Below are 14,337 nucleotides of genomic sequence, written 5' to 3' on the forward strand. Positions count from 1 at the left end.
CAATTATTTATAGGCACAAAAAAAGCGCTTAATTAAGCGCTTTTTGAATTTAATGAAGGGCTATAGCCAGCGTATTGCACCGGTTACGCGTTCATTATAAACATTAATGGGTGCACCGGTATTGGCAACCAAAATGGTATCTGCTCTTGAGCCTCTATTTATGTGTCCTGCAAAGCGCTCATCATGAAAATCATCAGCGCCAAAGCCAAATGATTGATTTTCTGAAGGCACAATAAACACCGTCATAGGGCCAAAGTCTGACTCAAAAATAAGGTGTAAGCCTTTTTCACCTTTAAAGTCGCAAAACATTGCATACGTAATTTTACCCGGCAGCTCTTCAATATGCGCACCTAGCAAGGCTAGCTTATCGTTTACACTTTGTAAGCTAATTGCATCGGTTTTATCAAGCGCACTGATTTCGTGATAAACATGGGTTAAAGCATGTTCACCAGCCTCATGAGCAATGTGTTGTTCAGTGCTAAAAAAGAATGCGCCAATAGCTACAAAAAAAGAAGCGGCAAGCGCTAAATGCACACGGTCAAGCTTAAAACGCGAGCGGGCATCTACTACATTTTTACCGGCTGCTTGTTCTTCTTGCAGTGCTTTTTCTTTTAAAGAGGTATTTAAAAGAATTCGTTCCGCAAGGTTGTCAGGCACGGGTACATCTAACGCGTCTTGAATTTGTTTATCAAAATCTTTCATATCGTTAATAAAGCTTTGTCTCTCTGAGCTTTCTTTCGCAAATTCTAAAAGCTCCTTTTCTAAATCGTTTGGCTGCGCAATAGTGCGGCGACGAAACTCAAGTTCATCCATTATTTTGATGCCCCTTTAAGTTGTTCATCATCACGGCTTAAAGCCTCTTTAAGTTGGTTTCTGGCACGGTACAATCGAGTCATAACCGTGTTTTTATTTAAATCAAGGATCTCTGCTATTTCCTCACCAGAGCAACCCATTACTACCTGAAGTAGTAATGGCTCTCTGTATTCATCTGATAGCAGCGCAATTTGGCGTTGTATAACTGTTTGTTCCATTTCATCATCTAACGAGTGACTTGTTTCATCAACAAGGGTGTCGTTTTCAACATCGCTATAATCAAACTGTTTACGTTCAAAACGACGGGCGTTTTCTCTGCGTAAAATAGTTAGTAGCCAAGGTTTAGCTGCTTTTTGATCTAAAAGTGAGTCGAGCGAGCGCCATGCACGCAAAAACGTTTCTTGTACTAAGTCATCTGCTATGTGTGGATCACGGCATAACCAATAAGCAAAGCGGTAAAGCTCCTTATTGTATACATGCACCAAGGCTTCATAACGCTTTTGTTTCTCTGCCATATCAACTAAGACCTGATTATTTGATTTTTTCTTTCCAAGCATAAGTACTTTTTTTAGTTAAAAATTATTATTTAATGCATGAAAAGACCTGTATTTATCAAATTAATTAATAAAGGTCTTTTAATACAGCTTGTTGCGACGTCTTGCTTTGAGCTTGGTATTGCTCAATTAATTTAATAATAGCATTAAGATCGCTCTTTGTGCTGCCATTAGCATAAAGTGTAGCTTGTAGCTGGTTTATAAGTGCTGCTAGCTCCTCTTTATTTATACGGGCTACTAATGCATCTATGGCGGCTACATTTTTACCTGTAATTAAACTAGCAACGTTATTTAACTCGCTATAAAACGCATTGTAATTGCCTGCTTTAGCAGCTTGCTTAAGTTTATTTAACGAAAGCGTAGTAGGGCCTTTAGGCGCCTCACTTATAATTTTTTGTTCATTTTTAGTAGAACGGGCTAACCAATAAAAAATTGCAGTAATAATCCATAAAATATAACCAAGTACAGCAACAATAATTAACCACAGCGGTGTTTTATCTTGTGCAGCTTGTAAAGGGGGAGTTGATGCAGCTAAATTATCAGCTGTAGCAGGTTGTAAATTAGGCTCATTAGGCCCAGCCGAATTAGTATTTGCTAAAGGCTGGGTATTTGCCTGCGCACCACCTGTTACGGTTATTGTACGTTTAGGTAAAGTAGCATAGCTGATGCGCTGCATTTTAGTGTTATACCAAGGTACGGTTATTTCAGGCAATGTATAGGTGCCTGCTTTTTGTGGTAATAGAGCAAACGACGCAGTTTGCTGTGATACTACGCGGCCATTTCTAACGGCGTTATTAGTTTCAACATCATCCGGGTAACTACGAATACCTTCAATGGTATTCATGTTGATTTCTGGCAGCTGCTCTTTAGTTACACCTAGGGCGGTCAGTGTAATTGTACGGGTAATAGGGGTGCCAACTTCTACGGTATTTTCTTCAGGTTGCCATTGTTCATCTAAATTCACCAGCTCGCTTGGTAGCCATGCACCTTTGTAGTCAGCAGGAATTGGTTTAATTTCAAGTTGCTGGTCATCACCTAAAGCAGAAACTTCTAATTGGCGATAGTTTTGCTGTACTCGCCCTTGAAAAGTAGGCCCTGTAATCGTATAAACGCCGCTTTTTTGCGGTTGTAATAAATACTCACGGGTGATGACTAAATAGCGCTTACCATCAACCAGTTCATAACTTTCTGTTTGCTTACCAAGTTGTGTAAGTTGTGCATCTTCCATACTTGGCGTGCTTAAGCTGCCATCAAGTAGCTCTTTAGCAAGGTAAAGCTTTATAGTGTAAACACCGGCTTCTTGAACAAATAACGAGTTGTTAGAGAGCTCAGTTTTTAAAAATATATCATTATTTTTGTCTGCATCAGCAGCGCGCTTAGCTACTTTTAATTTAATTGGTTGTGAGCTTAAACCGGCAACACTAAAGGCTGGTATAGTGTATTCGCCCTCATTACGGGTCATTAATTTAATTGACCACGTTGTTTGTTTATTTATGCTGCCATTAATAATATTAGTGCGTGTACTTAAGCTTGTAGGACCTACTACAAAGTCCTTTAGCAATACTGAGGTGTCGGGCTGCTCGCTTTTTATTGTGTCATCGACACTAATATTAAGCATAAAAAACTCACCGGCCAGTACTGGGTTTTTATCTACGCTTGCTTCTAATTTGGTGGCGGCCCATGTTGGCATCGCACTTAATAGCAATAAACAGCAAAATAATCGCATTACCATGATTTTTCTACTCCTGTAGGGCGACGTTGATATTGTCTTTTTTGGGCTTCTAATTGCATTTTATTCCGTAATAAAATTGCCGGGTCGTCCGGTACTTTTCTTAATAACTGATTGAGCTGCTGCGCTTTTTCTTTCTCTTCGTTGGTAAGCTCACGTGTCTGAGCTTGAGCAGCTTGTTGCTGTGCATTTTGCTTTTGCTCATCCGTTAATTCTTGCTCAGTATCATCTTGTGGCTGTGCGTTTTGCGGTTCTTGTTTAGCTTGTTCAGACTCTTTTTGTGCTTGCTCAGATTGTTGCTCTGCTTGCATGTCAGGTTCATTTTGCTTATCTGATTGCGAGCCTGGCTGTGCATTTTGCTCTGAGTCTGATTGCTCATTTTTATCTTTATCAGGCTCGTCGGGCTTACCTTGCTGATCTTGTGATTGTTCGCCCTGGTTTTCACCTTCTTGAGATTCGCTTTTTTCACCATCGCTTTGCTGCTGATCTTGCTTTGATTGATCATTTTGCTGTTGGTTTTGCTCGTCTTGTGAATCGCCGCCTTGCTGGTTTTGTTGCTTTTGCTGATTTAAAAGCTGTTCAACAAGTGCTTGGTTGTCGGCGGCTTCACTAAAATCGCTTTGTAGGTTTTGTGCTTGTTTATAAGCGTCAATAGCCTGCTCAAGCTGGCCCGCTTTTGCAAGTGCATTACCATAATTGTATAAACCAGAGGCCGACTTATCTTTGCTAAACGCATCAAGTGCTCCTTCAAAGTTGCCTTGCTGGTATAAAGCCGCACCTTTTAATTTACTTGAGTCTGCATTGGCTGCGCTTTCGAAGTCTTTATTTTTATAAGCATCGAGCGCTTGCTGATCGGTATTTTTAAAAAACGCGGGTAGCTCTAGAGCATAAGCTTGTTGTTGTGGTAAAAAACTCAATACTAAAAAAGCACCTATAAAAGCTGCGTTTCTAAATAAATATAAACCTAAAGGCAATAAAATAAGTAAGCCATAAATACCTGCATCTATTCGCCAAAGCGCGTGGCTTTGCTTTTCATCTTTTAACAGCTCGCTATTTGCATTTGGTGCAAACACTGCAATATCGCTACTGCTAGGTTGGTAGCTTGCATATTTGCCACCGCTGTTACTGGCAAGGCCTTTTAATTGCGATGAGTTAAGAGTGGGCACTACAATTTGCCCATAGCGGTCTTTTAAAAAGCCGCCTTCAGGTAATTTTATTGGCGCACCTTGGGCAGTACCTACACCGTAAATATTTAAGCGGTATTGGCTGTTGTTAGAAAAGTTACTTACATCGCTTTGCTCAGTTTGATCTATGCCATCGGTAACTAAAATTATATCGCCATCAATATAACCTGCTTGAGTTAAAAGCTCTTTTGCCATATCAAGCCCAGCTAACACATTAGAGCCTTTGTCAGGCATTATGTCGGGGCTCAAACTTGGGATTAAATTGGCAAGCGTAGTGGCGTCGTTAGTTAAAGGAGAAATAGTAAATGCGCTACCCGCGTAGGCAACTAAGGCTGTGTCGCCTTCTTTAAATAGCTCAATCATATCGAGTGCTTTAAAGCGCGATTGCGTTAAACGGTTTGGTAAAATGTCGGTACTGTACATTGAATACGACATATCCATAACGATTACGCGCGCGCTTTTACTTTGAAATACGGGCACTTGTTTTTCTTCAAAACTAGGGCCTGCACTAAATAAAATACCCAAACAGCAAAACACAGCTATAAGCCAAAGTGGTTGGCTGGTTTTAGTGTTTGATTCGCTCATAATAAACGACGCCAAATGAGGAGCAATTAAGTTATCTGCTGTCGTTTTTTTATGTTTAATAAACGCAACAAAAAATAGCGCTGCAGCAGGTATTAAAAGCCACAAAACAGCTGGGCGAATAAATTCGAAATCCATTAGTTAGGCTCCTTGAGTGCACGCAAAGTACTTATCATAACTTTTAAGCTAATGAGTAAAATAGCAATCAGTAGTGGGTAGAAAAATAGTGAGCTTTGTGGGCGAAATGTTTGTTCATCAGCACTTATTGGCTCTAATTTATCAAGCTCAGCGTATATTTGCTGCAGGCCGGCTACATCTTTTGCTCTAAAGTATAAGCCGCCGGTTTGCTCCGCTACTTGTTTTAGTAAGCTTTCATCTAAGCTGCCACCACTTGAACCGCCCATATTAAATAGGCTAAAGCCGCGTGGGTTATCTGAGCCTACACCTATGGTATATACTTTAATACCTTCTTCGCGGGCAAGAAGTAGGGCATCTTCTGGTTTTAAATTACCGGCTGTGTTTTGACCATCGGTTAAAAGCACCACAATTCGATTACTTTTATCTTTATTAGCAAAACGCTTTACCGATAAGCCTAGTGCATCGCCAATAGCGGTGGCGCGTCCTACCAAGCCAATTTGAGATTCGCTGAGCATTTTACTTACTGTTTTCACGTCGCGCGTAAGTGGTGTTTGTAAAAATGCGGTGTCGCCAAATAATATCAGCCCAAGCCTGTCGCCTTGGCGCTGCTCTATAAAGTCGCTCAATACGGCTTTTACCATAGTGAGGCGGTCAACATACTGGCCGTTGTAGGCCATGTCTTGTTCGGTCATAGATCCTGATAAGTCAACCGCGAGCATTATATCGCGCCCTTCATTAGGTAATGAAATGGGCTCGTCTAACCACGTTGGGTTTGCAGCCGCTGTTACAAGTAATAACCATAAAATCCATTCAAAAACATTTAACTTACGTGCACCTTGCTCAAGGCTATGTGTGGTTAAGTTGTGTTTAGCAAAGCTAGGAATGCGAAGGCGCGTTTGTGCGCTAGTTGCAGCCGGTTTTAATAATAAAAGTAATAAAGGCAGTGGCAGTAACAAAAATAACCAGGGCCAGCTAAATTCAAACATGGACTGACTCCTTTAATTTAAATTGTTTAATACCTTGGCGAAACTTGTCGGTTAGTGCTTCGTTTGCTTGCTCGGTATTATAAAGGCTGAGTATTTCTTGTTCGCTAAAGCTTAAGCCGGTTAATGCATTAAGCGTAATGCACCAATTAGTTGTTGATTGTGCAGCTAGACGTTTGTCGTAATACTCAATAACAAGGCGTTTTAAAATAATATGAAGGGTGAGCGGGTTTTGCTCTGTTTTACTTAAGTCTATTGCGTAACGTTTTGGCTTTTTAAATTTGTGATTTTTGTAAAACCAAAAAGCAGCTGCACAGATTGCTATAAATAGCACCGTAATGATAACCCACCAAGCAGGGGCGAGTGGCCACCAACTTACTTGGCTTGGAGCTATTATGTCGTGCAGGCCGTCGAGTGGATTGGGTTGCATGGTTACTTTCTCACTAATTGCAGCTCAAGCGGGCTGGCTGCATTGAATGATATTAAATTAAGGCCAGATTTAGTTAAGCGATTAAGGCGAGTGCTAAATGTGTGTTCGGCATTTTTTGCAAAGCGTTCTCTAAAACTGTTATCCATTAGCGGAAGGGCAAAGTCTTGGTTATTTGCACTTACCGTAACCGTTTGTTTAAACGCAGGGAGCTGATGCTCAAACGGGTCACTTATATGACAGCCTATTAGTTCGCAGTGGCGGCTTAAAATTTCTAATTGCTTAAAGCTTGCATCATCTAAGGCATTAAAATCAGAGACTAAATACACTAAGCTGCCTGGTTTAGCTAAGTGGTTAAGGCGTTTTAAATTATCGCTAAAGTTGTTAGTGGCTTGTTTGTCTATATTGTTAAGTGCTTGTTGGTGGTTGTCGCATAGGTTATGGCAAAGTTTAAGAACGGCTTTTTCGCGTGCGCTTGGCTTAAGTTCTAAATGCGAGTGCTGGTTAAACACAATGCCGCCAATTCTATCACCGCGCTGACACGCCGACCAAGCAACTAGCGCGCTAATGTGCGCAGCCTGTACTGACTTAAGCAGTAGCTTTGAGCCAAATAGCATAGAGTTTGAAAAATCAGTAAATACAAAAACTGGGCGCTCTTTTTCTTCTTGAAAAAGCTTTGTATGGGTTTCGCCGGTGCGCGCTGTTACTCGCCAGTCAATAGAGCGAATATCATCGCCTTGCTGGTAATGGCGCACTTCGGCAAACTCCATTCCTCGGCCTTTATGTGGCGCAAGGTATTGCCCAGTTAAACTATTTTTAATTTTAACTTTTGGTGCAAGCTCTAGTAACTGCGCTTTTGCTTTGTAATACATCAGCTCTTTTAGTGCTAAATTTACACCGTGGCTGTGGCTTTCTTTCAGCCATGCCTGAGGGTCTAATTGTTTTTGCATAACTTAAGGTACGGCTACAAGTTCAACAATTCGGCTTATTACCTGATCTTTAGTAATGCCATCGGCCTGTGCTTCGTAGCTTAAAATAATACGGTGGCGCAGTACATTATGTACAACGGCTTGAATGTCATCGGGTGCTACAAAATCGCGGCCGTTTAACCAAGCGTGAGCACGGGCACATTTATCCAGTGCAATAGTTGCACGTGGGCTTGCGCCAAATTCTATCCAACGACCCAGTTGCTCATCTAATTGCGCGCCTTCTCGTGTTGCAATAATAAGCTGTACTAAATACTGTTCAAGAGGCTCGGCTAAATACAAACCTAAAATTGCTTGGCGGGCAGAAAATAAATCGCTTTGGCTAATTTGTTGTAAAACAGCTTGCTGCTCTTTTAATGCTTCACCTCGAGTTAGACGTAAGATGTCTAATTCGTGCTCGGCGCCCGGGTAACCAATACTTAAATGTAACAAAAAGCGGTCAAGCTGTGCTTCTGGCAGCGGGTAAGTACCTTCTTGCTCTAGCGGGTTTTGGGTTGCCATAACCATAAATAAATCGCTAAGCGGATAGGTATTTTTACCTACGGTAACTTGGCGCTCCGCCATGGCCTCTAGTAGTGCTGATTGTACTTTTGCTGGGGCACGGTTTATTTCATCTGCTAAAATAAGGTTATGAAACAAAGGGCCTTTTTCAAATACAAACTCACTGGTTTGTTGGCGGTATATATCGGTGCCTGTTACATCGGCAGGTAATAAGTCAGGCGTAAACTGTACACGCTGAAACGAGCCTTCAATCCCTTTAGCAAGGGCATTAACAGCACGCGTTTTTGCAAGCCCTGGAGGGCCTTCTACTAATAAATGGCCATCGGCTAAAATGGCAATAAGTAGTGCTTGAGTGAGCTCTGGCTGGCCAATAATTTGTGTATCTAAGTACGTTTTTAATTGTGAAAATGCGTTAGCTGCCATAATAAATAGACTTCCTCGTCAGCTGGGTTTGTACCTAATTAATTTTAGGTTATTAATACTGACCTAGTTATAAGGTTTATAAGTGAGTAACTCAAGAGTTAGACTTAATTTTTCAAAATAGTTCGTTATTTTTTAACGGTTTTTAGCGTACCACAAAACTTTGTAAAAACGCTTAAAAAAGCCTATTGTGGTAGTCAATATTAAGCACTATTTATATATTGGCATTTAGTGCTTTTGTATAAATTTGTGTTTATCTATTGGCTTTAGCACACGGGTTGTTTAGAATCGAGGAAAATAAACAGGTCAGACCTGTCAGCGGGAGAGCATAAATGTCTGAGCAAAACATACTAAAAACACCAAAGGGCGACCGTATTGCCATAGTTAGCGGCTTACGTACACCTTTTGCAAAACAAGCAACAGCGTTTCACCATGTACCAGCCCTAGATATGGGTAAGTTGGTGGTTAACGAAATGCTTGAACGATTAAATTTCGACAAGTCAGAAATCGATCAACTTGTATTTGGTCAAGTAGTACAAATGCCAGAAGCGCCAAATATTGCACGTGAAATTGTTTTAGGTACGGGTATGCCAGTAGGCGTAGACGCGTATTCTGTATCGCGCGCATGTGCTACCAGCTTTCAGGCCATTGCTAATGTAGCTGAGTCTATTATGGCAGGCTCTGTAAATGTGGGTATTGCCGGTGGCGCCGACTCATCTTCAGTACTGCCAATTGGTGTTAGTAAAAAATTGGCAGGTAGCTTAGTTGACTTAAATAAAGCACGTACCTTAGGCCAGCGTTTACAAATATTCTCAAAACTGCGTTTAAAAGATTTATTACCAGTACCCCCTGCGGTTGCTGAGTACTCAACAGGCCTTTCAATGGGGCAAACTGCTGAGCAAATGGCTAAAACACATAATATTAGCCGTGAAGATCAAGATGCGCTTGCACATCGCTCGCATTCACTTGCAACCCAAGCATGGGCAGATGGCAAGTTAAAAGATGAAGTAATGACGGCGCACTTACCGCCATATAAAAGCTTTATTGAAGAAGATAATAACATTCGTAAAAACTCAACGGTTGAAGGCTACGCTAAACTTAAACCGGTATTTGACCGCCAGCATGGCTCAGTGACCGCAGCAAACGCAACACCATTAACCGATGGTGCAGCAGCGGTACTGATGATGAGCGAAAGCAAAGCAAAAGCTCTAGGCTACGAAATTTTAGGTTATGTACGTAGCTTTGCGTTTTCGGCTATTGGTGTAGAAAAAGACATGCTAATGGGTCCTGCGCACTCAACGCCTATCGCACTAGATAGAGCGGGTATTACACTTGCTGATTTAGATTTAATCGAAATGCACGAAGCGTTTGCATCGCAAACACTTGCCAATATGAAAATGTTTGCATCAGATAAGTTTGCGCAAGAGCAACTTGGTCGTAGCAAAGCAATTGGCGAAATTAACATGGATAAGTTTAACGTTAACGGCGGCTCTTTAGCATATGGTCACCCATTTGCTGCAACAGGTGCTCGCTTAATTACGCAAAGCTTACACGAGCTTAAACGTCGTGGTGGCGGTTTAGCATTAACAACAGCGTGTGCTGCTGGTGGTTTAGGTGCAGCCTTTGTATTGGAGAGCGCGTAATGTCAGATTCAGTATTTAATTTAACGGTAGATGAAAACAAAATTGCCGTAGTAACCATTGATGTACCGGGTGAAAAAATGAACACCCTGCGCGACTCATTCGCTGATGACTTAAAAGCTTTACTTGAAGCGGCTAAGCAAGAGTCAGTAAAGGGGATGGTATTTATAAGTGGTAAAAGCGATAACTTTATCGCGGGCGCTGATGTAAAAATGCTTGATAGTGTGCAAAAGCGTGAAGATGCTTTAGCAATTAGTGAGCTTTGTCATCAAGCCTTTTTTGATATGACAAAACTACCTTATACAACAGTAAGTGCAATACATGGTGCGGCGCTTGGTGGTGGTTTAGAGTTTGCTTTAGCGTGTGATTACCGCGTAGGCACAGATAGCGATATTACTAAAGTAGGCCTTCCTGAAGTACAACTTGGTTTATTGCCAGGTGGCGGCGGTACGCAGCGTTTAACTAAAATTGTAGGCATTCAAAAAGCACTAGAGTGGATGCTAACAGGTAAGCAAATTCGTCCTAAGCAAGCTAAAAAAGCGGGCGTATTAGACGACGTTGTGCCACAAAGTGTATTGTTAAAAGTCGCTAAAGAATTTGCAGCTAAGAAAAAGCCACAGGATAAAGAGCCTAAGCTTGATAAAGTAAGCAAGTTATTAGAGTCAAACCCGTTTGGCCGTAACTTTATCTTTAAAAAGGCGAAAGAAAACGTACTTAAAAAAACAGGCGGACATTACCCTGCACCGCTTGCAATTATTAAGGCTGTGCGTGCAAGTGTAGAGCTTGATAAACTAAAAGCATACAAAACAGAAGCTGAAAGCTTTGCCACACTTGTAATGAGTGATGAGTCTAAAGCGCTTCGTAGTATTTTCTTTGCAACCACTGAAATGAAAAAAGAGTGGCGCAACGACGATGCACCGGCTATTAGTAAAACAGCCGTTTTAGGTGGTGGCTTAATGGGTGCTGGTATTGCGCATGTAAGCGCAGTAAAAGCCAAAGTACCTGTGCGTATTAAAGATGTAGCAGAGCAGGGCATTAGTAATGCCATGAACTACACCTACAAAATTTTAGATAAGCGCCTTAAGCGCCGTATTATGTCTAAAGCTGATATGCAGTTAACCATGAACCGTATTACCGGTACTACTGACTACAGCGGCTTTAAGCACATTGATTTAGTAATAGAAGCTGTATTTGAAGACCTAGCCTTAAAGCAAGGTATGGTTGCTGATATAGAGCAGCAATGTCAAAGCAATACTATTTTTGCTAGTAACACGTCATCACTGCCTATTTCACAAATTGCAGCACAGGCGCAGCGCCCTGAAAACGTGATTGGCCTGCATTACTTCTCGCCTGTTGAAAAAATGCCACTAGTGGAAATTATTCCTCATGAAGGCACTTCACAAGAGACCATTGCGCGTGTAGTTAACTTTGCTCGTAAGCAAGGTAAAACGCCAATTGTGGTAAAAGACATGGCTGGTTTTTACGTAAATCGTATTTTAGCGCCTTATGTTAATGAAGCGGCTAATTTAATGCTTGCCGGTGAGCCAATTGAAAAAATAGATGCAGCGCTTGTAGAATTTGGTTTCCCAGTGGGGCCGCTTGCTTTACTTGACGAAGTAGGGATTGATATAGGCTCTAAAATTGCCCCAATTCTTGAAAAAGAACTAGGCGAGCGATTTAAAGCACCAGATGCATTTTCTCGTATGATTGATTCAAAACGCCTAGGCCGTAAAACGGGTCGTGGTTTTTATGAGTACGATAAAAAGAGCAAAAAAGTTGACGAGTCTGTCTATGAGCTATTAGGTGTGACACCTGCACCGCGTTTAAATAAAAGCGAAATTGCTAAGCGTTGTGTATCACAAATGCTTAACGAAGCCGTACGTTGTTTAGATGATGGCATTATTGCAAGCCCACGTGATGGCGACATTGGCGCTATATTTGGCATTGGCTTCCCACCGTTTTTAGGTGGGCCGTTTAGCTACATGGATAAACTTGGCGCAAGTAAAGTAAGCTCTGATATGTCTACTTTAGCAAACAGCAATGCGAACTTTGCTCCGTGCGATACGTTGGTTGCAATGGCAAATTCAGGCGCTACATTTTACAATGTTCAAACAGCCACTGATGAGCCAAGCTCAGCTATAATTGAAGAGCAAGTAATACACGCTGAATCTTCTGATAAGCAAAATGAAGAAAGCGTAGTAGAGTCGCCAAAACAAGACTCTTAACAGCGAGCTTGCTGCTCAAATCGCTTAATTAAAACCGCATTTATATGCGGTTTTTTTATGCCTGCTATTCACAGGTGCATACTACTAATCCGCAATAATACTTAATCACTTTGATGGGCTAAACGTGTTGCTATCTGGGTTAAAAATCTTCATTTAGAACAGCTAGATACAAAAGTTTTTGCCTAGTTCTAGCGTAATTTTCTTAACGTTAAAGAGACCTCATATATAAGCAGATTGGTATAAATTGTGTTAGCGTGATTACTAAGTACGCAGATAAATAAGGGTTTTAATGCAGTTATTTACACCCAGATTGACAATGCGGCAGTTACAAAGCAGCGACTGGCCGTTATTTTTACAGCTTCATAAAGAGCCACAAGTGCTGCGCTATTGCTACGATATGCCAAGCGAGGCGTTTGTGCGCAATCGGTTTGAGCAGCGTTTAGCTAAGTGGGATACAGACGCACAACACCCGCTTTGTTTTGTAGTATTAGATAAGCACACTAATAACGCGTTAGGCGTTACTGGCTTTACCTACGACCAAGTATATGCAGAGCTAGGTTACTTGTTTTTACCCCAATATTTTAATCAAGGCTTTGCTAGCGAATCATTACGTGCAGTGATTGAGTGGGCTTGGCAACAGTGTAACATTAATCAATTTAAAGCAGTCGTCACTAAGGGGAATATTGGTTCAGAGAAGGTGTTACAAAAATGCGGTTTAACCCTAACGAGTATTAACCCACAATCGCATACTATTAAAAATACACTGTATGATGACTTAATTTACTCGTTAAAGTTATAACATTCGGGGCTAGCAAGCTAGCCCGTAAAGGTGCTAGAGGTGTGCTTCAATTACCTTACGATCTTTTTCTGGCATATTCTCAACAACTAAATTGAATGAATTATCAATCATTCTTTCAATCTCGCCCTGTGGAATAGAACCATCTAAAATCACCGTATTCCAAAGCCGTTTATTCATATGATAGCCAGGGATAACTGCGGGGAAAATATCTCGTAATGCAAGTGCTTCATCGGGATCGCACTTTAAATTAAGCCACCAAATAAGATCTCCATCATCATTAACGTCGCCATCATTACCTAAGGCAAGAGTGGCAAACATTTTATGATTTACTTTATAAACATCAACCTCTTGAGCAAATGGTTTTGTAACTTGCACAAGTGGCTTCTTTACTAAATACTCATGTACTGTGTTTTGGTCCATGATCCAATCCTTGAAGTCATACTCGGTAGAGATACCATAGCAGTTTTTTTGTCTTTTGATTATAGGTAATTAGTTTTAAATTAAAAATTTGCAAGTCAATACAACATGTAGCGCTAAAGAGACGTAATTTTAGTTGAACAAAACCCAGTTCGTGGTATGTTTCTGGCAATCAAAAAAATAATAGGAATACACACATGCCAAAGGCGAGTGAAGTTAAAAAAGGGACCGCGATTGAGTTTAATAATCGTGTGTTAGTTGTTAAAGATATTGTGCGTTCAGTGCCACAAGGTCGAGCAGGCGGCAGTTTGTACCGTATGCGTTTATACGATGTAGTAACCGGTGCAAAAGTAGACGAAACATTCAAAGATAGCGACATGCTAACGCTTGCTGATTTAACTCGTCGCGAAGCCATGCTGTCGTACATTGATGGCGACGAATATGTATTTATGGATAACGAAGATTACACACCGTACAACTTAAATAAAGACGCCATAGCAGAAGAAATTCAATTCGTTAACGAAGAAACGCAAGGCGTACACGTTATTGTTATTGATGGCTCGCCAGTAGGTCTTGATTTACCATCAAGCGTAGAGCTTGTTGTTGAAGAAACCGACCCTTCAATTAAAGGCGCTTCTGCAAGTGCTCGTTCTAAACCCGCCAAGCTTTCTACTGGTTTAACTATTTCTGTACCAGAGCACATCTCTACAGGCGACCGCATTCGCATTAATACGGTTGAGCACAAATTTATGGGCCGCGCCGAAAAGTAAATTAAACCGCAATAAAAAAAGCTGGCTGAGCCAGCTTTTTTTATGCGTAATACTAACCTTACTACTTAATCACTTTTTACTGTAGCCGTGAGTACGAGAGTTTTAGCTAAAGGGAGTAAAGTGCATACCATAAGGCGTTGGTTACTAACTGGCGCTTTAGTAGGCGCAG

At 41.2% G+C, this 14,337-nt stretch carries 13 protein-coding genes; 4 read left to right on the plus strand and 9 right to left on the minus strand.

Annotated elements, in window-relative coordinates; genetic code table 11:
- Positions 1-60: 60 nt before the first annotated feature.
- The 8 genes from PESP_RS05475 to PESP_RS05510 all read right to left on the minus strand — a co-directional run bounded on the left by PESP_RS05475 (position 61) and on the right by PESP_RS05510 (position 8,320).
- Positions 61-813, minus strand: a complete 753-nt coding sequence (locus PESP_RS05475; protein ID WP_089347131.1) for a DUF3379 family protein — start codon at positions 811-813, stop codon at positions 61-63.
- Complete coding sequence (locus tag PESP_RS05480) at positions 813-1,370, minus strand: sigma-70 family RNA polymerase sigma factor (RefSeq protein WP_039972214.1); 558 nt, start codon at positions 1,368-1,370, stop codon at positions 813-815. The genes PESP_RS05475 and PESP_RS05480 overlap by 1 nt, the downstream gene beginning before the upstream one ends.
- A 64-nt stretch (positions 1,371-1,434) precedes the next feature.
- Positions 1,435-3,099 carry a BatD family protein gene (locus PESP_RS05485; RefSeq protein ID WP_089347132.1) on the minus strand — a complete coding sequence of 555 codons (1,665 nt, stop codon included), beginning with the start codon at positions 3,097-3,099 and terminating at the stop codon, positions 1,435-1,437.
- Entirely contained in the window at positions 3,093-5,000 is a 1,908-nt protein-coding gene (locus tag PESP_RS05490; RefSeq protein ID WP_089347133.1) for a VWA domain-containing protein, read from the minus strand. The genes PESP_RS05485 and PESP_RS05490 overlap by 7 nt, the downstream gene beginning before the upstream one ends.
- Entirely contained in the window at positions 5,000-5,986 is a 987-nt protein-coding gene (locus PESP_RS05495; RefSeq protein WP_089347134.1) for a vWA domain-containing protein, read from the minus strand. The genes PESP_RS05490 and PESP_RS05495 overlap by 1 nt, the downstream gene beginning before the upstream one ends.
- Positions 5,979-6,413, minus strand: coding sequence for a DUF4381 domain-containing protein (locus PESP_RS05500; RefSeq protein WP_089347135.1), 435 nt, complete (start codon positions 6,411-6,413; stop codon positions 5,979-5,981). The genes PESP_RS05495 and PESP_RS05500 overlap by 8 nt, the downstream gene beginning before the upstream one ends.
- A gap of 2 nt (positions 6,414-6,415) precedes the next feature.
- A complete protein-coding gene (locus tag PESP_RS05505; RefSeq protein ID WP_089347136.1) occupies positions 6,416-7,360 on the minus strand; it encodes a DUF58 domain-containing protein in 945 nt (314 codons plus the stop codon).
- Between the two features lie 3 nt (positions 7,361-7,363).
- Entirely contained in the window at positions 7,364-8,320 is a 957-nt protein-coding gene (locus PESP_RS05510; RefSeq protein WP_089347137.1) for an AAA family ATPase, read from the minus strand.
- A 329-nt stretch (positions 8,321-8,649) separates the two neighbouring features.
- Between PESP_RS05510 and fadI the strand changes: the two genes are divergently transcribed.
- The 3 genes from fadI (at position 8,650) to PESP_RS05525 (ending at position 12,981) form a co-directional block, all read left to right on the plus strand.
- Entirely contained in the window at positions 8,650-9,960 is a 1,311-nt protein-coding gene (gene fadI, locus PESP_RS05515; protein ID WP_024031879.1) for an acetyl-CoA C-acyltransferase FadI, read from the plus strand.
- Positions 9,960-12,182 carry a fatty acid oxidation complex subunit alpha FadJ gene (fadJ, locus tag PESP_RS05520; RefSeq protein ID WP_089347138.1) on the plus strand — a complete coding sequence of 741 codons (2,223 nt, stop codon included), beginning with the start codon at positions 9,960-9,962 and terminating at the stop codon, positions 12,180-12,182. The genes fadI and fadJ overlap by 1 nt, the downstream gene beginning before the upstream one ends.
- 289 nt (positions 12,183-12,471) lie before the next feature.
- Positions 12,472-12,981 carry a GNAT family N-acetyltransferase gene (locus tag PESP_RS05525; RefSeq protein WP_089347139.1) on the plus strand — a complete coding sequence of 170 codons (510 nt, stop codon included), beginning with the start codon at positions 12,472-12,474 and terminating at the stop codon, positions 12,979-12,981.
- A gap of 33 nt (positions 12,982-13,014) precedes the next feature.
- On the opposite strand, the gene PESP_RS05530 is transcribed toward PESP_RS05525, so the two are convergent.
- Entirely contained in the window at positions 13,015-13,401 is a 387-nt protein-coding gene (locus tag PESP_RS05530) for an MmcQ/YjbR family DNA-binding protein (RefSeq protein ID WP_089347140.1), read from the minus strand.
- A 194-nt stretch (positions 13,402-13,595) separates the two neighbouring features.
- On the opposite strand from PESP_RS05530, the gene efpL reads away from it, so the two are divergent.
- Positions 13,596-14,168 (plus strand): elongation factor P-like protein EfpL, encoded by a 573-nt coding sequence (gene efpL, locus PESP_RS05535; protein ID WP_089347141.1) that lies wholly within the window; start codon positions 13,596-13,598, stop codon positions 14,166-14,168.
- The last annotated feature ends 169 nt before the right edge of the window (positions 14,169-14,337 follow it).

The organism is Pseudoalteromonas espejiana DSM 9414, from assembly GCF_002221525.1.
Lineage (GTDB): Bacteria > Pseudomonadota > Gammaproteobacteria > Enterobacterales > Alteromonadaceae > Pseudoalteromonas > Pseudoalteromonas espejiana.